The following is a 20,357-nucleotide window of genomic DNA, read 5'->3' as shown; positions in this document are numbered from 1 at the left end:
CGGCCGACGCCACCCGCCGCGCGGGCCTTACCACGGCGAATGACCGAGTTCACCACAATCGGCCCCTTGCCGCACACTTCGCACACTCTGGACATCTTCGCACTCCTTCTTGAGCCTGACCCGGTGCTCTGCCGGGGGCGGGTTCATCCGGCGGGGAAGGCCGGGAAGCGCCGCCACGCCGGGCGGGGTCAGGCAAGCCTTTCGAAGATAGCACAGCCTGTGGAACCTGAACAGCTGCCCCGGGAGGGAAGGGCAAAAAACAAAAGACCGGACCCCCAGGGGAGTCCGGCCGACGAGGAACTGCGGGGTTAACGCAAGACCCTGAGCGCCTTGAGGATGGCGATCAGGATAACGCTGCCGACCACACCCCAGATGATGCTCCAGAAGGAGAAGCCCGTTCCAGCGGCGCTCCCGCCGATGTTGAGCAGACCGCCGAAAATCCACTGCGCGAGGAGGCTGCCGACGATGCCGATCAGGATGTTGGCGACGGCCCCCTGCTGGGCGTCCGTCTTCATGATCAGGCTCGCGAGCCAGCCGCACAGCGCACCCACCAGAATAGTGATGATCCAACCCATGATTTGACCTCCAGGACGTTGAGTTTCAACGATCAACCACTCGTTGTGATCGCACAATGAAACTCATGCTCGGCCGTTAGTGTGTGGTGAGATACCTTCTCAAGGGTGACCCAAGGTGGGGTGGAGACGCCCCAAACCTCAGCTAAGGATGAGGTGCAGATGTGACGTTTGAGGGCTCATCCCTGACCCCAACCTGACGGCGCAGAGGCGTCTCCTGTCTTGACTCCCTGGAACTCCCCCAGGCCCCCGCCGCTAGGATGGGCAGACTTGACCGCCCCCGCGCGGCACGGAGGACGCCCCATGCCCGGACTCATCGAACGCTACCGCGAATACCTGCCCGTCACCGATAAGACGCCCGCCCTGACCCTGCACGAGGGGAACACGCCCCTGATCCCGGCGCCGAAGCTAAGCGCACACCTGGGGGTGGACCTCTACCTGAAGTACGAGGGCCTGAACCCCACGGGGAGTTTCAAGGACCGGGGCATGGTGATGGCCGTCGCCAAGGCGGTCGAGGAGGGCGCAGACACCATCATCTGCGCGAGCACTGGGAACACCAGCGCCGCCGCCGCTGCGTACGCCGCACGCTCGGGGCTGAGGTGCATCGTCCTGATTCCCGACGGCAACATCGCGCTCGGCAAGCTGGCACAGGCGATGGCGTACGGGGCGCAGATCGTGGCGATCAACGGCAACTTCGACGTGGCCCTGAGGCTCGTGCGGCAGATCAGCAGCGAGCATCCCATCGCTCTGGTGAACTCGGTGAACCCCTACCGCCTCCAGGGGCAGAAGACAGGGGCCTTCGAGATCGTGGACGAGCTGGGCCGCGCGCCCGACGTCCTCGCCATCCCGGTGGGGAACGCGGGGAACATCAGCGCGTATTGGATGGGGTTCCGGGAATACCACCATGCCGGGAAGGGTGACGGGCTGCCGAAGATGTGGGGCTTTCAGGCGGAGGGGGCCGCGCCTTTCGTGCGCAACGCCATCGTGGACGAGCCGCAGACCATCGCCACCGCCATCCGCATCGGGAATCCGGCGAGCGCCGACCTCGCCCGGGCGGCGGTGCGGGAGAGCGGCGGCTTATTCGACATGGCCCACGACGACGAGATCATGCACGCCTACAACCTCGTCGCGCAGGAGGGCGTGTTCTGCGAGCCCGCCAGCGCGACCCCGGTCGCGGGCCTGTTGAAGATGCACGCCGCCGGTAAGCTCACGCCCGGCCAGACGGTCGTGGCGGTGCTGACGGGCAACGGCCTGAAGGACCCCAACGCCGCCATGCGCGCGGTCGAGGCGCCCAGGGGGATCGAGGCGAGCATGGAGCGGGTGCTGGAGAGCATTCTTTGAGGAACGGGGTGTGGGTTGTGGGCTGTGGGCCGTCGGGTGAGTGGTCAGTGGTCAGTGGGGCGTGGGAAGGACGGGGCACCTCCGCTCTGGGCTCTCCGCCTTCTGCTCTCCGCGTCTTGCAGGATCAGGTATGACCCCCTTCACCGTCCGCGCCCCCGCGTCGAGCGCGAATCTCGGCCCGGGCTTCGACAGCCTGGGGCTGAGCGTGCCCCTCTTCACCACGCTGCGGGTTACAAAGCAGGACGTGACGGAAGTGGTGCCGCTGGGTGCAGAGCTGGAGGGCACGCCCGCCGACGAGAGCAATTACGTCTACCGGGCGATGCTCCTCGCGGCGCGGCGGGTGGGGCGGGAGTTGCCGCCCGCCAGGGTGGAGATCGAGACCGAGGTGCCACTGGCGCGGGGGCTGGGCAGCAGCGCCGCCGCGCTCGTCGCCGGAATTGTTGCCGGGAACGAGCTGCTGGGGCGGCCCCTGGACGACGAGGCGGTGCTCGACGTAGCGGCGCGCGAGGAGGGGCACCCCGACAACGTGGCCCCGGCGCTCTTCGGCGGGATCGTGGTCGCCACGCTCGACAGGCTGGGGACGCACTACGTCCGGCTAGAGCCGCCCGCGCATCTGGGCGTCACCGTGCTGATCCCCGACTTCGAGCTGTCCACGAGCAAGGCCCGCGCCGTGCTGCCCAAGGAGTACAGCCGGGCGGACGCGGTGCACGCCCTCTCGCACGCCGCGCTCCTCGCCGCCGCGCTCTCGCAGGAGCGTCTCGACCTGCTGCGGCACGCGATGCAGGACTACATCCACCAGATCTGGCGCGCACCCCTCGTGCCGGGCCTGAGCGACATCCTGGAGGAGGCGCACCGGCACGGCGCCCTGGGGGCCGCCCTCAGCGGCGCGGGGCCGACGGTCCTGTGCTTCCACGACGCGCGGGAGGACACGGGCAGGCTGCACGCTTACCTCAGGGGCGTGATGAGGAAGAACGGGCTGACGGGGCGGGTGGAGGACTTCCCCATCGACACCGGGGGCACGGTGGTGAGCAGGGTTCAGGACGCAGCCTCGCCCAGTTCCCCGGGGGCGAGCAGGGCGCCGGAGAGGCGTTAGCCTGAGCCGCCTTCCACTCCCCGCGCTCTGCCCGGCGCCCTGGGCTCCTGGTGCTCCACCCGCACCTTCGGCAACAGCCGGTCGAGCCACCCCGGCAGCCACCAGTTCCAGCGCCCGGCGATCTTGAGGAAGGCGGGGACGAGGACGAGCCGGACGAGGGTCGCGTCGAGGGCCACGGCGACCGCCAGCCCCAGGCCGATGCTCTTGTTGGCGACGACGCGCCCGGCGATGAAGGCGCAGAAGACGATGAACATGATCACCGCCGCCGAGGTGATGATGCGGGCGGTGCGGCCCACGGCGAGCACGACGGCCTCGTCGTTGGGGTGGCCGCGCAGGACCTCCTCCTGAACGCGGGAGAGCAGAAAAATCTCGTAGTCCATGCTCAGGCCGAACAACACGGCGAAAAGCAGCAGCGGCAGGCTGGAGTCGAGCACGCCCACGTCCTGCGGGATGCCGAGCGGCGCGGCGAGGAAGCCCCCCTGCACGACGAGGGTCACGACCCCGTAGGCCGCCCCCACCGTCAGCGCGTTCATCACGATGCTCTTGAGGGGCACGAGCAGGCTGCGAAAGGCGAGCATCAGCAGCACGAAGGTCGCCGCGAAGACGGTCAGGACGGCGGTGGGAAAGGCGTCCGTGATCGCGCGGCTGAACTCCCGCTCGCCGATGGGCGCCCCGCCGACGAGGAAGGGGAAGCCGCTCGCCGCGAGTGTGGCGCGCAGACGGGTCTCGAAGGGGTCAATCTGATCTGCGCGCAGGTACGTCTCGGGAATTACCGTCACGCGCAGCAGAGTTCGGTCGTCGCTGAAGGAGCGGCGGGTAAGGAGGCTCAGGGCGCCGAGAGAGTCCGCTCCCAGTCCCGTCACGGTTCCCCCCGCGAGGTCGGCGGGCGTGAGGAAGGGGCTGACGACCGTCCGCACGCCGGGCAGGGCACGCAGGTCCCCGACCACCTTCTGAAAACGCACCCGGTCCTCCGGGCCGTAGCGCCGCCCATGCAAATCGAGGACGACCTCGAACTGGCTGAGGAGGCCCCCCGAGCCCAGGTCGCGCACGTCGGCGAGGGCGTCACGGCTCTCCACGCCCGCCGTGAGGCCCCAGGCCCCCGCGTAGCCCGTCCGCATGTCCCGCGCGGGGAGGGCGAGCACGAGCAGGAAGAGGGTGCTGAGGATCACCGCGAGCCAGGGCCGGGCCGTGACCCGCCGGGCGAAGGCGGTCCAGGCGCCCGAGGCCGCCGCGTTCTGGCTCCAGGTCAGGCGCAGGAGGCGCGGGCTGTTCACCCGCTCTCCCAGCAGGGCGAGGAGGGCGGGCAAGGCGGTCACGCTGGCGAGCACGGTGAGGAGGACGGCGAGGACGCCCCCCAGCCCCATCGAGCGCACGAAGGCGATGGGCGGGAGGATCAGGGCGGCCATCGCGATGGCGACGGTCAGGCCGCTGAAGAGAACGCTGCGGCCCGCCGTGAGGACGGTTCTGGCTGCCGCCGCCCGCGAGTTCCCGTCCCGAGCGAGTTCCTCCCGGAAGCGGTTAACCATCAACAGGGCGTAGTCGATCCCCGCCCCCAGGCCGAGCAGAGTGACGACGCTCTGGGCGAAGGTGGAAACCTCCGTCACCCGGGTCAGTCCGTACACCCCCGCCATCGCCACGGTGATGCTCAGAACGCCGATTACGAGGGGGAGACCCGTGGCGACGAGCGCCCCGAAGACGAGGAGGAGCACGAGCCCGGTCAGCGGCAGGGCGGCGAACTCACTGCGTTTGGTGTCCCCCTCCGCGAACTCAGTGAAGTCGTCGGCGATGGCCTGCCCGCCCGTCACACGCACGTCGAGGCGGCCCGCGCCCGCCTCCCGCTCGGCCCGGTCGGCGTAGGCGCGCACGCGGGCGAGGGTCTCTGTCGCGCCCTCTTGCAGCGGAATCTGGGCGACGGTCAGGGCCAGGGTGCCGTCGGGGCTCACCGTGGGGACCGCCCCCTGCGCCCCGCCGGGCAGGACGCGGGTGACGCCGGGCACCTCCTCCAGCCCACGGACGAAGCGGTCGTGGGTGGCCCGGCCCTCCGGCGTCGTTAGGGGCGGGTGGAGGCGGGTCACGAGCAGGGCCGTGTTCGTGTCCGTCTCGCCAAACTCCTCGCGCAGCAGGGTGGTGACGCGGGTGCTCTCGGCGTCGTTCAGGGCGCCGGGGTTGGCGCTCAGGGCGCGGGGAGCGAGGGAGGCCGGGTAGGCGCTCAGCAGGGCGAGGAGCACCCAGCAGGCCACCACCGGCCAGGGATGGCGGGCGACGAGCCGGGACAGGAAGCGCACGGGGGGCAGTAGAGCATGGGGGCGGGAAGCGGACAGGGCGGAAGGCTGCAAGCTGCAAGCTCGGCGGCGACCGGGAGATGGCAGGCACCCACCCTCTCCGACCGGTCCCGCTGCTCAGAAGAATTCGTCCGCCAGCCGGTAGTACGCCAGCTTCCGCTCGTCCACGAACGCGCGTCCGTAGGTGTCGAGGAAGCGTTCGGCGTGCTCGGCACCGAGGTTGCGGATCAGGCTGCGGTGGGCGAGGGCGAGGTCGGCGTGGCGGTCGGCGATCCCTGCCCGGCCCACGTCCACGAAGCCCTCGACGTACTCGCCGCTCACGATCAGGTTGGGAAGGCAGGCGTCCCCGTGCGTGACCACGAGGTCCTCCCCCTCGGGATGGGTGCGGGTGAGTTCGCCCCAGACCTCGGCGGCGCTGTTCCCCAGACGCTCGTCGTCGAAATCTTCCTCGTCCACCAATCCCGCCGCCACCCGCTCGCGGGCGAGGCGCAGCATGACGGGCAGGGTCATGTTGAAGGGGCACTCGCGCACGGGGAGGGCGTGCAGCTCCCGCAGCGCGCGGGCGAGGAGGCTCACGACCCGTTCGGGGTGGAGCAGCGCGTCGGGGTCGCTCATGGGGAGGCCGGGCAGGCGGGTCATGGCGAGGTACTCGTGCTCGGGCGTCACCTCGTACCCCACGACGGCAGGAACGGGCACCCGGCCCGCGAGCCAGCGCAGGCGTTCGCGTTCCTGAAGGAGGGTGCTGGCCGGGAGGCCTCCGCGCGCCTGGACCTTCACCACGTACCGCTGGCTCCGCCACACGCCCGCGCCGCTCTCGCCGTGCGTGACGGCCTCCCAGCGGGCGGCGGGAAGCACACGGCGCAGGGGGTCGGGGAGGATGAGGGTCATGCGGGGCAGGATATGGGAAGGTCGCCCGGTCCCCCCATCGTCCCGGCCCGTCCCTGTAGACTGCCCGTGATGAAGGTCGGTCTGCTGAACTCGCTGGGCACGCGGTACGCCCGTTACTGGGCGGCGCTGCTCAAGGAACTCGGGGTGGACACGGTGACGCCCTCCCTCCCGCCGGGGGAGGCGCTCGCCCTGGGCCGCGAGAGCCTGCCGGACGAACCGGTGCAGGTGCAGCTCGTCCTGGGGCGGATTCTGGAACTCGGGCGGGTGGACGCCGTGCTCGTGCCGAGGGCAGCCCCCGTGACGAACGACGCCTGGGGTGAGGCCCTCACCGAACTCCTGCCCCGGCGGATCAGCGGCCTGCCGACCCTGATCGCGCTCCCCGAGGGCGGCGACGAGATGGGGGCGGCGGCGATGGACCTCGGGCAACGTCTGACCCGCAACCCGGGCCGCGTCCGCCTGGCTCTGGAACGCGTCAAGCCGCTGGCCTCCGGGGGACGCGAGGAGATGCCCTCCCTCAGCCGGGCTTCGCGGGCGACCGTCGCCGTGATCGGCCCGCGCGTTCTGCTCGGCGACCCCGACCTGAGCGGTGGCCTGCGCGCGGCGCTGGAGGAGCTGGGGCTGCACCCCGTCTTCTCCCCCGACCTGCCCGCCTCGCAGGTGGCGGCGCGGGGGGAGCGGATGGAGCGGGCGGCGACGGCCCCGGCGGGCGAGCGCGAACTTTTCGGCGCCCTGAGGCTGCTGGAGGGCAAGAGCGCGGTGCGCGGCATCCTCCTCACCTCACCCGCCCGGGACGGCGCGCACCGGGCGGCCTTGAACCGCCTCTCGGGGCAGACGCACAAACCCGCCCTGGTGATCGACGTGGACGGTGGGCAGCGTGAGTGGCCCGAACTCGCGGGTTTCCGCGACCGGGTGACGCTGGGGGCCTCGGCGCGGGCCGCCACGGGCGCGGACGGGGGCGAGGCGTGAACTTCTGGCGCTGGCTGACCACGCCCGACCCGGAGCCGGGCTTCACGCGGCGCAAGCTCGGGCGGCTCCTGCTGCGGGTGCTGCTCTTCACCGTGCTGGCGACGGTGCTCTCGGCGCTGCTGCGGCTCGCGGGGCTGGGGCCGTACCTCGACACGTGGTGGGGCACGCTGCTCTTCGTGCTGGCGCTGTATCTCCCGCTCGCGCGCTTCCTGAACGTGGACACCTTCGCACCGCGCCGGGCGGCTGGAACGGGAACGCGGGCGGGCGCCAAGGGGATGACGAGCGCCGAGCGCCGCAAGGAGCGCAACCGTTACGCGGGCGTCCGCAAGGGACCGCCAAACAGTGGCCGCAGGCGCTGAGGGTCGTTCGTCCACAGGGGAGGGAGCCGCTGGAACCCCTCCCCCCCCGGCGACTTACAAGGCCCGCCCGGCCCGCGAGTGGGTCTGCGAGAGTCTGTTTCGCCCCCTCGCCGCGCGGCTGGTGCCCCCGCTGGCCCGGTGGGGGGTCAATCCCCTGCACGTCGTGCTCACCCACACGGCCCTGGGGGTGGGGGCGGGCGTGCTCCTGCGGCGTGGGCACCGGGTCACGCCCGCCGTGCTCCTCCAGGTCAAGACGCTCCTCGACAACCTCGACGGACAGCTCGCCCGCGCAACCGGGCAGACCACCGAGACGGGGCGCTACCTCGACACGGAGGGCGATCTCCTGGTGAACGCCGTCGTCCTCGTGGGGCTCGCCGGATGGTGGGGGGTGCCGCTCACCCTGCTGCAAAGCCTGATCCTGAGCGTGGACTACCTGTGGGAGCGCGACCACCGCGCCGCCCGGGGCGAGGTCTTCCGCGACCCGCCCGCCCAGGCGGGGGACGACCCGCGTGTCCTCGCGGCCCTCAGGCGCGGGTACGCCCTGTACTTCACCCCGCAGGAGCGCGTCCTCGGTGCCCTCTTCGAGGGGCGGCTGCGCGCGGCGGCGGGCGGTCCCCCCACCCCCGCCGACCGCGTCGCCTACACCCCTCGCGAGATCAACGTGGTCGCCGTCAACCTGGGACTCAGCACTCAACTTCTCGCCCTCGGCCTGTGCCTGCTCGCGCGGCGACCGGGCACGTACCTGTGGAGCCTGCCCGCACAGGCGCTGCTGCTCGCCGGGGTGCAGACATGGAGGGAGGGGAAGGTCAGTGGGAAGTGGTGAGTCGTCAGTGGTTTGGGTGGGATCGCCCCTCATCCACTGACCACTGACCACTCACCACTTACCCTTCCTCCAGCGGGTACGTCCGCGCCGCCCGCACGGCCAGCACGATCAGGTAGAGGTAGAACACGAGGACGGCCAGGAACACGAGCCAGCCTGGAAAGTTGCCGATGTCGGCGAGCGAGAGCGCCTCCGGGAACTCCAGCACCCAGCCCTTGGGTTGGGTCAGGTCGAGCTTGGCGAACCACGCGAAGAGCACCGCCGCGTAGATCCACAGGTAGTTGCGGTTCAGGCGCCAGCCCAGGGCGTCGGCGCGGCTCATCGGGCTGCGGGGTTTGCCGAGTTCGGCGAGCAGCAGTTGGTGCCAGCCGGGGTCCACCGCGTCGCCCAGCATGGCCGGGTAGAAGAAACGCTCCATGATGCGGACCCGGTGGTGGGCGATCTCGAAGGTGCGAAATCTCCGGGCCTCCAGCCGCAGGAAGTAGTAGTTGAGGAACATGGCGAAGAGGAAGGTGACGTGGCTGTTGCTCGGGTTGCCGAGGGCGAAGGAGGCCAGACCGGCGGTGGTGACGACCGCCCAGTTCGTCGTCGTGTCGAGGCGCTGGCGGTAGGCCGTCATCTTGCCGACCTCGGCGCGGTAGAGGTGGATCAGGGCGTTGGCGGTGTTCGAGCTGTAGCTCAGCTCCGTCAGCGTCCGGTCCAGTACCGCACCGGCACCACGCCCTACGCCGGGCACGGGCGGCACCTGAGAGGAGGAAGGCACGGGGACATCACCCCTCCAGGGTAAGCTCCTCCGGGCCGGGGAACGAGGGGGGCGCGTCTTTCTCCCCCCACTCCCTCCCCCGTCAATGCACGTCGCTGCGCCCCGCGTTGGCGCTGGCGAACCACGCCCGCACCCCCAGCCCGGCGTGCAGGACGTGGAGCAGGATCAGCCCCAGCACCAGCCCCGAGAGCGCATTCAGGAGGAGGGGCAGCGTCAGCGCGACCGCCGCCGTGAGCAGGCGCAGGGGGGCGAGTTGACCCGGCGAGAACACTGGGGACTCCTCGGGCTCCAGAGTGAACTCCAGCCCAGCGCAGGCGACGTAGAACAGCGCGAAGCCTCCCGCCAGCAGCCAGCGCACGCCCACCTCGGCGGGGCCCTCGACCGCCACGGCGTGCTCGATCATCGCGCCGATCATGGTGATGCCGACCACGAGGGGCAGGTGGAGGTAGGTCCAGGAGAGGAAGCGCCAGCGGTTGTGTGAGTCCGGCTCCCGGCGGCCGATGTAGTCGAAGTAGATCCACCACAGCCCGAAGCCCAGCAGCAGCCCCAGCACGAAGCGCAACAGGGTCACCACGTCGAAACGCCCCGCCTCCGCCAACCCATTCACCACGCCCACCAAACTCTCGCCGAGCACGATGATGACGAAGAGCCCGAAGCGTTCGTGCAGCTTGCGCGCGGGCGCGGGAAAGACGCGCGGCTGGTCGGCGAGCGTCAGGAGCGGCGTGACGAGGTCGATGAGGAGGCCTGCCGCCTTGAGGGCCAGCGCCTCCGGGCCGCTCAGGAAAGCGGCGACCGTCCACAGCCCCACGCTGACGCTGAAGTTGCGCACGTACAGGTCGGTGACGGGCCGCACTCCCGGGTTGTGCCGCCCCGCCCGCCACCACATCAGAGTGATCAGCGCCCGGGCGAAGGCGTACGACAGCGCGAAGCCGGTCGCCGTCTTGCCCAGCCCGTACTCGGCGGTCGCGGCCATCCCCGCCACGGCGAGCATCTGCAAGAAGGTGGCGACGCGGAAGCTCAGGTCGTAGGTCTCGAAACGCTCGTTGTAGTACGCGACGCTCAGCCACACCCACCACACGGGAATGAACAGGAGCAGGAACTCGCCCAGGCTGCGCGCGTCGGGGTGATCGGCGAGGTGGTGCGCCAGCCGCGAGATCACGACCACGAACACGAGGTCGTAGAAGAGTTCGAGCCAGGTGACCCGCCGGGCGTCCTCCCCGGGGGCGTGAAGCTGGGGAGCCTGCCACCAGAGCCGGTAGTTGCGGAACATACACGACCTTAACGCACCCGTCCGCCCGGTGTCCTCCTGGCCGAACGGAGAGGGTGGGGGCCTTCAGGTCGGTCAGCGCAGGAAGGGATTGGTGCGCCGTTCGGCGCCTACCGTCGTGGCGGGGCCGTGACCCGGGTACACCACGGTCTCGTCCGGCAGCGAGAGGAGTTCCCGTGCGATCCCCGCGAGGAGCTGGGGGTGGTTCCCGCCCGGCAGGTCGGTGCGCCCGATCCCGCCCTGAAAGAGCGTGTCGCCCGCCACCACGAACCCGTCCCCGACAAAAACGACGTGCCCTGGCGCGTGCCCCGGCAGCTCCCGCGCCGTGAGGGCGAGGTCGCCCGCCGTGAAGACCTGCCCCTGGGTGATCTCGTGGTCGGGCGCCTCCGGCTGGATGAAAGGCAGGTTCCAGCGCGCCGCCGACGCCGCCCCCAGGCGGTAGAGCGGCAGGTCGGCGGTGTGGAGGGAGACCGGCACCCCCAACGCCTCCCGCACCGGCTGCACCGCGCCGATGTGGTCGAAGTGCGCGTGGGTGAGCAGGATGCCCCGCACCGTCACCCCCGCGCCCCGCACGAGGGCCAGCACCCGCTCCGCCTCGTCGCCGGGGTCGAAGAGAAAGCCCTCGCCCCCCTGCCCCGCCACCAGCACCGCGTTCTCCTGAAGCGGCCCGGTGGGAAGCGTCCAGACCCGCGCCGTGCCGTGTTCCCTCGCTCTCGTCATGGGGAGAAGTGTAGGGCGGGCGGGAGTGGGCGGTGAGTGAGATGGTGCGTGTCCACCACCCCTTCTACGTCCAGGAGTGGTCTGCGTCCCCATCCCTCACTCCAGCGCCTCCCGCAGCGCCAGCGCGAAGACCTGGAAGCTCAGCCCCGGGTTCGCGTACGCCTCCAGCGCCGATTGCAGCGCCTCCAGTGCGGCGTCGGCCCGGGCGCGGGCGTGGGGGGATTGAGTGCGCCAGACGAAGCGCAGGGCCTCAGGGTGCCACGCGGCGTCCCAGCACTTCTCCAGGCGCCCGGCCTCCTCCAGCGCCTGCCACATGCCCTCGCCCACCGCCCGGGTGAACTCGGCGGCGTCCCCGAGTGCCGCGCGCACCGCCTCCCGCTCGGCGAGGACCCCGGCCCGCCCGGCGGCGAAGGCGACGAGTTCGGGGTCAGGTGCCTCCCCACCCAGGGTCAGCCCGCGTTCGATGGCCCGGTCGGAGGCGGGGGTGACGCTGACACGGGCGCTGCGGCTCACGATGGTCGGGATCACCGCGCGCACGTCCTCGGCGAGGAAGACGAAGAGAGCGCTGTGCGGGGGTTCCTCCACGAGCTTGAGCAGGGCGTTCGCCGCCTCCTGCCCCAGGTACTCGGCTCCGTCCACCACTACGACCCGGCGGCGGAAGGTGGGCCGGACCTCCAGAAACTCGAAGACGTGCGTCTCGTACTCGCGGCCCTGATCACGCCCCTCCAGGATCGCGCCGATGGGGATGAGCTTACGCCGCGCCGCCTTCCCCGTCGCCGTCGTGTTGCGCGGCTCGACGACGAGGAGGTCGGGGTGCGCCCCCGCCGCGAAGGCCCGGCACGAGGGGCACACCCCGCAGCCTTCCCCGTACATGCCGCGCGTGCCCGTGCAGTTGTGCTGAGCGGCAACGGCCAGCGCCACGTCCCGCTTCCCCACCCGCGCGGGCCCGGTGAGGAGCAGGGCATTGCCCCGGAACACGCCCGTCTGTTCGAGGAGCGGTCCGTGGAGGAGGGCGGCGGGGGGAAGGGTCATGGGGAGGACGCGGGAGGACGAAGCCTGTCCCGCGCACCGCGTACCGCCTCCCGCCCCCCCATCACTTCCCTATCGCCAGCCGCGCCGCGAGGACCTGGGGCAGCCCGGCCTCTAGGGCGGCCTCCTGAGTGCGGGCCACGTCGTAGGGAACGCGGAAGACCTCGAAGGAAGCCCGCTCGGTGTCGAAGACGCCGTAGCTCGCGCGGGGGTTGCCGTCGCGGGGCTGGCCGACGCTGCCGGGGTTGAGGATGACGCGGGCGCCGGGCGGGACGAGGTAGCCCCCGCCCTCCGGAAAGCCCTGGAACTTGATCCACTCGCCGACCGGGGCGTTCAGGGTGGCGTACACCCCGGGGATGTGGGTGTGGCCCACGAAGGCGAGGCGCCCCCCCCACCCCGCGAAGGCCTCGCGGGCGGCGGTCACGGAGTCGATGTACTCGTCGCGGCTAACGGGCGAGCCGTGGCGGTAGCGGGCGCCCACCTCGGGGTCGTCGATGCCGTCGCGCCAGGTACGTATCATGTTCAGGTCACGCTCGGCGAGGCGCCCCTGTTGCCAGCGTAGGGCGACCGAGACGACACTCTCGCGGGCCGCTCGGCGCCCGTCCGCGTAGTCGAGGAGCATCTGATCATGGTTGCCCATCACGCACACGGCCTTCAGGTCGCGCAGGGTCTGGAGCACCTCGGCCGGGTGAGGGCCGTAGCCCACCGCGTCGCCGAGGTGGACGACCCGCTCGAAGCGCCGGGCGGCAGCGTCCCGCAAGACCGCCTCCAGGGCGGCGTGGTTGGCGTGGGTGTCGGAGAGCAGCAGGAGCCGCACCGCGTCATCATAGCGGCCCGGCGCGTCGAAGCGACCAGGGGAGGAGCTCCCCGCTCAGGGGGTGACCGTCACCCGCCCCAACGCCGGGTCGAGCCGCGCGAGGCCGCCGAGGGGCAGGGTGAGCTGCGGGCTGGTGTGCCCGAAGTCCACGTTCGCCACCACGGGGAGGTCGGCCCGGCCCGCCTCGGCGAGGATGCGGCGAACCCAGCGGTACAGGTCGTCCTTCATCTCGGGGGTGTAGCCGCGCGGGCGGGCGAGCAGGAGCCCGGCAGCCCCGGCGAGGATGCCCTGTGCGGCGTAATTCCTCAGCCAGTAGCCCACCTGCGCGGGTGGGGGCACGTCCTCGCTCGTCTCCAGGGCGAGGACGGCGCCCTGCCAGAGGTCCGGGGCAGGCCAACCCGGCGTGCCGTTCAACATGTCGAGCACCTCCAGGCATCCGCCCATCAGGTGCCCCTCGGCGGTAGCCGTCCCTTGCAACCACACCCAGCCGTCGCCAGGGTGGAAGGGGCGGCGGACCTCCTGCAACGTCTCGTCTGCCCAGTCCTGCCGGAACTCCGTCCACTCGGGGGCGGGGGCGAGGTCGAAGGGACGCGGTTCCTCCACCAGCGCGCGGCGCAGGCCCTGTGCGACGAAGGGATGCATCCCGCCGTTCTCCGCGAGGTCGGTCAACAGCGAGGGCCCGTAGTACGCTCTCACGCCCGCCCGCAGGAATTGCGTCAGGGTGATCGTCGTGTCGCTGTAGCCGAGGAACGCCTTGGGGTGGGCGCGGATAAGGTTCAGGTCCAGGAAGGGCAGCAGCCGCACCGAGTCGTCCCCGCCGATGACGCTGACCATGCCGTGAATGTCCGGGTTGTGGAGCGCCCAGTGGAGGTCGTCGGCGCGGGCCTCGGGGTTGGCGTACAGGTACTCCGGGCCGCGCAGGGCGTTCGGGGCGGGCACGACCTCCCAGCCGAGGGTGCCCGCGACCTGCCGCACACCAGCGTGATAGCGGCCCATCACCTCCGTGACGAAACCGCTGCTCAGGCTGAGGGCCGCGACGCGGGAGCCGGGGACGAGGCGCGGGGGGCGGATGAAGTGGGGACTCACGCGGCCAGGGTACGGGGGGAACCGGGGGCGGAGATGCGCCGGGTGGCCTACCCAACCCTGCGGCGGCACAAAAAAAGCCGCCTCGTCGGGCGGTGATGGAAGGAATATAGCGCTCTATACGTCCGGCGTCAATCTATGCACGCGACTCTTTCAGGTCCAGCCACAGGTGGTGCTGTGCGTACACTGTCTCCCCGTGGCGCACCGCGTCGGGCTCGGTGCCCCACACCCGGAAGCCGTGGCGCTCGTAGAGGCGGCGGGCTGCGTCCTGAGTTTCTGTAACGGAGAGATGCAGGGAGGTCACGCCTGTCCAGGCGCGGGCTTGAGCGACGCCCGCCCCCACCAACGCCGCGCCCGCTCCCCGTCCGCGCGCTTCGGGGAGGACGGACACCCCCACGATGAGCGCCCGGTGCGCCAGAGTCGGCCGCGTCTCCCGCAGGACGGTGAGGATGCCGACGAGCCCACCCCCCTGAAAGGCGCCGAAGTTGACGACCTCCAACGTGGGGTCGAGCCGCGCGGCAATCTCGGACAGGGGCCGAGCCCCATACTCCCCGGCGGTCGTGACGAAGGCGAGGGGATCGTTTCGGAAACCGGCGAGGCGGACCTCACGGTAGGCGGGGGCGTCGGCGGCGGTGAGCACCCGGACGCTGAGGCGGGGGTCCTCAGGCACGGGTGGGGGCGGCCAGGGGGACGACCTCGGCCTCGGTGGGGCGCTCTTGGGCGGCGTGGCGGTCGCGCCAGTTCAGGACGTGACCGGAGTCGCGGACCCGGCGGGTGAGATTCAGGTCAAGGTCGGCGACGAGCCAGCCGGGGGTGTTCCACTCGCCCTCGGCGACGAGGCCGTCTTCCGGGAGGCCCAGGTCGGCGGGGGCGTACAGGGCGGCCTTTCCACTGGCCTGCTCGACCGCGTAGGTCCAGTCGGCGTCGGCGATCAGGGGGGCGTGGAGGGCGTACATCTGGTTTTCGAGGGCGCGGGCCATGCTCCCCACCCGGACGCGGGTGTAACCAGAGCGGGCCGCCGTGAAGGAGGGCACGACGAGGAGTTCCGCGCCCCCCTCGGCGAGGCGGCGGGCGAGCGCCGGGAACTCGCTGTCGTAGCAGATGGCGACGCCGAAGCGGGTGACCGACTCATCCTCCAGCCCCAGCTCGAAGACGCGCACGCCGGCGCCGGGGTCGATGCACCACTCCTCGGCCTCGAAGCGGGTCATCATCAATTTGTCCTGATGGGCGTGCGAGCCGTCCGGCCCGAAGACGAAGGCCCGGTTGACGAAACCCTCGCCCTCGGCGGTGGGGTAGCTCCCCGCCACGATGGTCACGCCGTGCGCCCGCGCCAGGCGGGAATACAGCGCCAGGAAGTCGGGTAATAAGGTTTGCAGGGCGGGCCGCATCCCGAGGATGTCGTGGTGCAGCTCGGTCGGCAGAAGGCTGACGAGTTCAAGGGAGCCGTACTCGGGAAAGACGAGGAGCCGCGCCCCCTGCCGCGCCGCGTCCTCCACCCAGGCCGTCACCTTCGCGGCGTAGGCCTCCCAGCCGGGGTGAAAGTCCACCGGGTACGCCGCCGCCGCCACACGCAGGACACTCATGGGAGGAGTGTACGTGCCGGAGGGGTGGGGAAGGATGGGCTCACCTCTGGCAAGGACAGATGAAGCGCGGCCCGGGGCGGGACGGGCTACCCTGGGGCATGGCGACGGGCGGCGGATTCGAGGACCTGACGGACGGCGAGGTCGAGCGGCAGGGCGACATGGAGCGGCACTGGGAGGAACGCCTGGAGGAGGAGCAGCGGACTACCGCCGAGCGTCTGCTGGAGGCTGGGCTCACGGGCACCCTCCAGATCGGCGACGGCTTCAGGTTCCGGTGGCTGCGCGGGGACGAGGTGATCGCCGAGTCCGACTTCCACCCGCGCTTCCCCGAGGCCTTCGAGGAGGCGGTGGCGCGGCTACCGACCTCCGGGCAGACCTGACGGGGGGACGGGCCTGCCTTTAAACTGCCCCGCATGAGCGGTCTCGTCTGGCTGGCCCTCGACGGTGTGGGCCACCCGCACGACGCGCCGCCGGGGTCGGTGTGGGAGCAGAGCCTCCCGACCCTGCGCCCCCTCGTGGAGGCGGGGCACGCGCTCGACGCGACGCTCGGGGTGCCGGGTCTGCCACAGTCGGGCACCGGGCAGACCTGCTGGCTGACGGGCCGGGACGCGGTGCGGCGGATGGGTGAGCACTTCGGGCCGCACCCGGGGCCCACCCTGCAAGGCCTGCTGCGCGCCCACGCCCTGCCCGTGCGGCTGGCCCGGGCGGGCGCGCGGGTGGCGCTGGCGAACCACTACCCCCCGGGCTACTTCGCGGCCCAGGCCCGCAGGCCCCGGGCGGGCTGCTTCCCCTTCTCCTTCCAGGCGGCGGGGGCGGAACTCAACCCCCCCGGAGTGCCCCCTGTTCCCGCGACCCTGGGCCTGGGGTACGCCGAGCCCTGGCTGGAGGTGATGCCCCCGGGCGAGATCGGGCGGCTCGGCGAGGAGCTGGCGCGCACTTCGGAGGAATACGACCTGCTCGCCTGCGACCTGTGGTTCGGCGACTTCCTGGGTCACCGGGGCCGCACCCCGACGCCGCCGGACGTCCTGCGCGCCGGGCGGGCCTACCTCGCACGGGTGGACGCCCTGTTGAGCGGCCTGCTGGAGGCGGGCACCTGGGTCGTGCTGACGAGCGATCACGGCAACCTGGAGAACCTGGGGGTCAAGGCCCACACCCTCGCGCGGGTGCCCTTCGCCGCCTTCGGTGGGCCGCCAGCCGGGGCGAACCCCCCCCGCGACATCATGGACGGGGGGCGCAGGATCGCCGGGTGGTTCGGCCTGGAAGACGACCCTTCCGGGAGCAAAAACGCTTGAAGCCCGCCCCGACGGCGTCCAGAAGTTATCCACAGACTTATCCACAACCCCTGTGGACAACCCGGGACCGCCCGGCGCCGTCGTCCCTCGGAGAGCGCCAATAAAAGCTGTTTGGGACGTTATTTCTCAGGGCTGTGAAGGCGGTGGAAGAGTTCCACAAAGTTATCCACAGGCAGGCGTCAACCTGTGGATAACTCGGGGGGCCACGCCTCTTTCGCCGCCCGGACGAAGGCGCGGACGCGCTCGGGAGCCTTGACTCCGGGGCCTGCCTCCAGGCGGCTCACGGCGTCCACTCCGGCGGGGCGCAGGGTGCGGACGGCCTGGGCCACGTTCTCGGGTCCCAGGCCTCCCGCAAGCCAGGCACCCGGGGGAAACACGTCTCGCAGGGCCGCCCAGTCGAGGGGCACCCCGCCGCCGGGCTCCGGGGCGTCGAGCATGGGGGTGACACCGGGGGGAGGGGGGGTCTGCCCGCCCGCGCCCGCCAGCAGGTCGGCGGGACGCAGGACGCGCAGCACGGGATAATACCGGGCCACCTCCCGGACGTAAAGGTCGGGCAGGGGGCCGTGGAGCTGCACGGCGCTCAGCCGCGCCCCCTCCGCCATGCGCAGCACCTCGTCGAGGCCCTGCCCCAGGAAGACGCCCACCCGGGCGACCGCCGGGCCCACGTTCAGCCCCGCCTCGCGCGCCACGGGCACGGAGACTCGCCGCCGACTGACGGGCGCGAAGATGAAGCCCAGGGCGTCGGCCCCCGCCTCGGCGGCGAGGACGGCGTCCTTCACGCTCGTGGTCCCGCAGACCTTGACCCGCACAGGGGCCGGGAGGGTCACGCGCGCTCCTCCAGGGCCGTCACGCGTGCCTCCAGCTCGCGGACGCGGCGGACGAGGGCCACGAGCAACAGGGCATAGTGGTCGTAGAGCTTGGGGCGCTCCAGGCGGGCCTCGCCGGACATCCACTCGCTGAGGAGCCGTTCGGACTCGCGCAGGACCTCCTCGTCCGGCACGTCGCGGAAGGGGCGCTCGCCGAGGATGGTCCGGGCAAAGTTGAGTTCGCGGTCGGGGTCGCTCATAGGGCCCCCATTGTGGCGCGCGGCGCGGCTCTCCCGCACCCCTCCGGCGGCGGGCGTTTTCTCAAGGTGGGCTTCCCCACCCGGCTGCAAGCACGGCGTAAGAGGTCCGTTCCTAGAGTGGGTTCCAGCGGCCCGGCCCCACGCCGGGAGCCCGCAGGAGGTCTCGCCGTGCTGCCGGAGCTTGTCCACCACCTCGAACGCCTGGGCCTCGACGCGGCCACGCCCCCCACGGCGCGGGCGTGGCGGGCCTTTCTGGAAGGGCTGGACGGCCTGCTCGCGGGAGCCGCGCCGTGGCAGCGCCAGGCGGTCGAACACTCGCCCAACCCGATCTTCGTGACCGACCGCCAGGGCCGCGTCCGCCACGCGAACCGGGCCTTCGTCGCCCTGTGCGGGGCCGAACGGGTCGGGGAGCCGGTCACCCGGCTGTGCCCGGACGAGGAGGCGGGTCGGCTGGCGGACCTGACCCGCCGGGTGCTCGGGGGCGAGGCGTTCGGGCGGGTGGAGCTGCGGCTGGGCACGGCGGACGGCTCGGAGCGCCACATGCTCTCGCGGCTGTACCCCCTGCGCGACGACGCGGGCGAGGTGCTGGGGTGCGTCTTCGCGGGCACCGACGTGAGTGAGCAGCGGCGCGAGGCGCAGGTGCTGCTCGCCCAGCGCCGCTCGTACGAGCGGGTCCTGAACGCGGTGCCCGCGCCGCTCGCCGTGTTCGACCGCGACCACCGCTACGTCTTCTGCAACCCCGCTGCTATTCAGAACGACGAGATCCGGGAGTGGATCATCGGCCGGGACGATGTCGAGTACTGTGCCCACCGGGGCTTCGACCCCGCCCTCGCCGAGAACCGGCGGCGGCACTTCGAGGAGGCCGCCCGGACCCGGCAGACGCTCTCCTGGGAGGAACGCCTCGCCACCCCGGAGGGCGGGGAGCGGCACTGGCTGCGCTGCCTGAGCCCGGTCTTCTCGGAGGCGGGGGACCTCGAACTCATGATCGGGTACGGGCTCGACATCGGCGAGCGCCGGCGGACGCTGGAGGCCCTCGGGCAGCTCAACGACGAGCTGGAGGAGGCCAACCGGCGGCTGCGGCACGACGCCCGGCACGACGCGCTCACCGGCCTGCCCAACCGCGCCCTCTTCAACGAGCGGCTGGCGCACACCCTGGCGCGGGCCCGAGCGGGGCAGGGCCCCGGCTTCGCGGTGCTGTTCCTCGACACCGACCGCTTCAAGGCGGTGAACGACTCGCTCGGTCACCCGGTCGGCGACGCCCTGCTCGTCGCGCTCGCCCGGCGGCTGCGGGCCGAGTTGCGCGCCACCGACACGGTCGCCCGGCTGGGGGGCGACGAGTTCACGGTGCTGCTCGAACCCGCCGGCGGCGTGGGGGACGCGACGGCGGTCGCCGAACGCATCGGGGCGGTGCTCCAGCGGCCCTTCGAGGTGGAGGGGCACGAGCTGACGATCTCGGTGAGCATCGGGATTGTGCCCGGCGACCGGGAGTACGGCTCGGCGGCGGAGGTGCTGCGCGACGCGGACATCGCCATGTACCGCGCCAAGGCGCAGGGCCGGGCGGGATATCAGGTGTTCAACGCCGAGATGCGCGCCGAGGCGCTGAACCTGATCACCCTGGAGCGCGACCTGCGCCGCGCCGTGCGGCAGGGGGAGCTGCGGGTGCTCTACCAGCCCATCGTGGCGGTGGGGACCGGGTGCACCGTCGGCTTCGAGGCGCTGCTGCGCTGGCAGCACCCCGAGCGCGGCCTGCTCTCCCCCGCCGACTTCCTGGGCGTCGCCGAGGAGAGCGGGCTGATCCAGGAGCTCGACCGCTGGGTGCTGCGCGAGGCGTGCGCGCAGGTTCGGGTGTGGCAGCGCCGGCTTCCCGCCGCCCCGCCCCTCACGCTCAGCGTCAACTTCTCGGGGCGGCACCTCGCGGCGCCCGACGTGTACACCGCCCTGAGCGCGATTCTGGCGGAGACGGGCTTCGACCCCCACGCCCTCAGGATCGAACTCACCGAGAGCGTCCTGCTGACACACTCGCAGACCACCCGCGAGACCCTGGAGCGCATCCGGCGGCTGGGCGTGGGGCTGCACATCGACGACTTCGGCACCGGGTACTCGTCGCTGGGTTACCTCCAGTCGTACCCCGTCGACGCCCTCAAGATCGACCGCTCCTTCATTGACCGGATGCTGAGCAGCCAGGGGAGCGCCGAACTCGTGCGCACCATCGTCAGCATGGCGAAGAACCTGGGGCTGCGGGTGGTCGCGGAGGGCATCGAGCTTCCCGCCCAGCTCGAACGGCTCCGGGCCCTGGGCTGCGACTACGGGCAGGGTTACCTCCTCTCCCGCCCGCTGACGCCCGAGCAGATTCCGGCCTTCCTAGCCGGGGGAAACGCCGTGGACCGGCCTGAGCAACTCCGCAACGCCGGGTAGCCGG

Annotated in this window: 22 protein-coding genes (1 of these 22 running past the window's edge); 8 read left to right on the top strand and 14 right to left on the bottom strand. The window is 71.7% G+C overall.

The window, feature by feature from the left end; all coding sequences use genetic code 11:
• Both rpmB and DAETH_RS00390 read right to left on the bottom strand, forming a co-directional pair.
• On the bottom strand, positions 1–95 hold the 5' portion of the coding sequence (gene rpmB, locus DAETH_RS00395) for a 50S ribosomal protein L28 (protein WP_264775998.1). It extends 121 nt beyond the left edge of the window; only the first 95 of its 216 coding nucleotides appear in the window; it begins with the start codon at positions 93–95; its stop codon lies off the left edge, out of view.
• A 213-nt stretch (positions 96–308) separates the two neighbouring features.
• Positions 309–575 carry a GlsB/YeaQ/YmgE family stress response membrane protein gene (locus DAETH_RS00390; protein ID WP_264775997.1) on the bottom strand — a complete coding sequence of 89 codons (267 nt, stop codon included), beginning with the start codon at positions 573–575 and terminating at the stop codon, positions 309–311.
• 300 nt (positions 576–875) lie between these two features.
• Between DAETH_RS00390 and thrC the strand changes: the two genes are divergently transcribed.
• Positions 876–1,913, top strand: coding sequence for a threonine synthase (thrC, locus tag DAETH_RS00385; protein WP_264775996.1), 1,038 nt, complete (start codon positions 876–878; stop codon positions 1,911–1,913).
• 130 nt (positions 1,914–2,043) lie between these two features.
• Positions 2,044–3,006 carry a homoserine kinase gene (gene thrB, locus DAETH_RS00380; RefSeq protein WP_264775995.1) on the top strand — a complete coding sequence of 321 codons (963 nt, stop codon included), beginning with the start codon at positions 2,044–2,046 and terminating at the stop codon, positions 3,004–3,006.
• On the opposite strand, the gene DAETH_RS00375 is transcribed toward thrB, so the two are convergent.
• Complete coding sequence (locus DAETH_RS00375; RefSeq protein WP_264775994.1) at positions 3,003–5,291, bottom strand: MMPL family transporter; 2,289 nt, start codon at positions 5,289–5,291, stop codon at positions 3,003–3,005. The genes thrB and DAETH_RS00375 overlap by 4 nt on opposite strands.
• A 114-nt stretch (positions 5,292–5,405) precedes the next feature.
• Positions 5,406–6,176, bottom strand: a complete 771-nt coding sequence (locus tag DAETH_RS00370; protein WP_264775993.1) for an APH(3') family aminoglycoside O-phosphotransferase — start codon at positions 6,174–6,176, stop codon at positions 5,406–5,408.
• Between the two features lie 69 nt (positions 6,177–6,245).
• Here DAETH_RS00370 and DAETH_RS00365 point away from each other — a divergent pair, with 69 nt between their 5' ends.
• The 3 genes from DAETH_RS00365 to DAETH_RS00355 all read left to right on the top strand — a co-directional run bounded on the left by DAETH_RS00365 (position 6,246) and on the right by DAETH_RS00355 (position 8,324).
• Entirely contained in the window at positions 6,246–7,142 is an 897-nt protein-coding gene (locus DAETH_RS00365) for a hypothetical protein (protein ID WP_264775992.1), read from the top strand.
• Positions 7,139–7,501, top strand: coding sequence for a hypothetical protein (locus DAETH_RS00360; RefSeq protein WP_264775991.1), 363 nt, complete (start codon positions 7,139–7,141; stop codon positions 7,499–7,501). Before DAETH_RS00365 ends, DAETH_RS00360 begins: the two co-directional genes overlap by 4 nt.
• Before the next feature lie 163 nt (positions 7,502–7,664).
• Positions 7,665–8,324 (top strand): CDP-alcohol phosphatidyltransferase family protein, encoded by a 660-nt coding sequence (locus DAETH_RS00355; protein WP_264775990.1) that lies wholly within the window; start codon positions 7,665–7,667, stop codon positions 8,322–8,324.
• A 58-nt stretch (positions 8,325–8,382) separates the two neighbouring features.
• Here DAETH_RS00355 and DAETH_RS00350 read toward each other — a convergent pair whose 3' ends face one another.
• From DAETH_RS00350 to DAETH_RS00315, 8 genes are all read right to left on the bottom strand, one after another.
• Positions 8,383–9,057 (bottom strand): DUF2270 domain-containing protein, encoded by a 675-nt coding sequence (locus tag DAETH_RS00350; protein ID WP_264777456.1) that lies wholly within the window; start codon positions 9,055–9,057, stop codon positions 8,383–8,385.
• A 109-nt stretch (positions 9,058–9,166) separates the two neighbouring features.
• Entirely contained in the window at positions 9,167–10,354 is a 1,188-nt protein-coding gene (locus tag DAETH_RS00345; RefSeq protein WP_264775989.1) for a low temperature requirement protein A, read from the bottom strand.
• 72 nt (positions 10,355–10,426) lie between these two features.
• Entirely contained in the window at positions 10,427–11,071 is a 645-nt protein-coding gene (locus DAETH_RS00340; RefSeq protein ID WP_264775988.1) for an MBL fold metallo-hydrolase, read from the bottom strand.
• Positions 11,072–11,167: 96 nt separating this feature from the next.
• On the bottom strand, positions 11,168–12,103 hold the full coding sequence (locus DAETH_RS00335; RefSeq protein WP_264775987.1) for a DNA polymerase III: 936 nt from the start codon (positions 12,101–12,103) through the stop codon (positions 11,168–11,170).
• Between the two features lie 61 nt (positions 12,104–12,164).
• Positions 12,165–12,917 (bottom strand): metallophosphoesterase family protein, encoded by a 753-nt coding sequence (locus tag DAETH_RS00330; RefSeq protein ID WP_264775986.1) that lies wholly within the window; start codon positions 12,915–12,917, stop codon positions 12,165–12,167.
• 54 nt (positions 12,918–12,971) lie between these two features.
• Positions 12,972–14,003: a S66 family peptidase gene (locus tag DAETH_RS00325; protein WP_264775985.1), complete on the bottom strand. Its 1,032-nt coding sequence runs from the start codon at positions 14,001–14,003 to the stop codon at positions 12,972–12,974.
• Positions 14,004–14,136: 133 nt separating this feature from the next.
• On the bottom strand, positions 14,137–14,670 hold the full coding sequence (locus DAETH_RS00320; RefSeq protein WP_264775984.1) for a GNAT family N-acetyltransferase: 534 nt from the start codon (positions 14,668–14,670) through the stop codon (positions 14,137–14,139).
• Complete coding sequence (locus DAETH_RS00315; RefSeq protein ID WP_264775983.1) at positions 14,663–15,583, bottom strand: carbon-nitrogen hydrolase family protein; 921 nt, start codon at positions 15,581–15,583, stop codon at positions 14,663–14,665. The genes DAETH_RS00320 and DAETH_RS00315 overlap by 8 nt, the downstream gene beginning before the upstream one ends.
• Positions 15,584–15,681: 98 nt before the next feature.
• Between DAETH_RS00315 and DAETH_RS00310 the strand changes: the two genes are divergently transcribed.
• Both DAETH_RS00310 and DAETH_RS00305 read left to right on the top strand, forming a co-directional pair.
• A complete protein-coding gene (locus DAETH_RS00310) occupies positions 15,682–15,960 on the top strand; it encodes a hypothetical protein (protein WP_264775982.1) in 279 nt (92 codons plus the stop codon).
• Between the two features lie 33 nt (positions 15,961–15,993).
• Positions 15,994–16,872, top strand: coding sequence for a metalloenzyme domain protein (locus DAETH_RS00305; RefSeq protein ID WP_264775981.1), 879 nt, complete (start codon positions 15,994–15,996; stop codon positions 16,870–16,872).
• Between the two features lie 179 nt (positions 16,873–17,051).
• Here DAETH_RS00305 and DAETH_RS00300 read toward each other — a convergent pair whose 3' ends face one another.
• A complete protein-coding gene (locus DAETH_RS00300) occupies positions 17,052–17,699 on the bottom strand; it encodes a phosphoribosylanthranilate isomerase (RefSeq protein ID WP_264775980.1) in 648 nt (215 codons plus the stop codon).
• Positions 17,696–17,938 (bottom strand): hypothetical protein, encoded by a 243-nt coding sequence (locus DAETH_RS00295; RefSeq protein ID WP_264775979.1) that lies wholly within the window; start codon positions 17,936–17,938, stop codon positions 17,696–17,698. The genes DAETH_RS00300 and DAETH_RS00295 overlap by 4 nt, the downstream gene beginning before the upstream one ends.
• A gap of 168 nt (positions 17,939–18,106) precedes the next feature.
• On the opposite strand from DAETH_RS00295, the gene DAETH_RS00290 reads away from it, so the two are divergent.
• Positions 18,107–20,353 carry a putative bifunctional diguanylate cyclase/phosphodiesterase gene (locus DAETH_RS00290; RefSeq protein WP_264775978.1) on the top strand — a complete coding sequence of 749 codons (2,247 nt, stop codon included), beginning with the start codon at positions 18,107–18,109 and terminating at the stop codon, positions 20,351–20,353.
• Positions 20,354–20,357 lie beyond the last annotated feature (4 nt).

Origin of the sequence: Deinococcus aetherius (genome assembly GCF_025997855.1) — a bacterium.
In the GTDB taxonomy this organism is placed as follows: Bacteria; Deinococcota; Deinococci; order Deinococcales; family Deinococcaceae; genus Deinococcus; species Deinococcus aetherius.
This window is presented reverse-complemented; position numbering and strand designations above follow the sequence as displayed.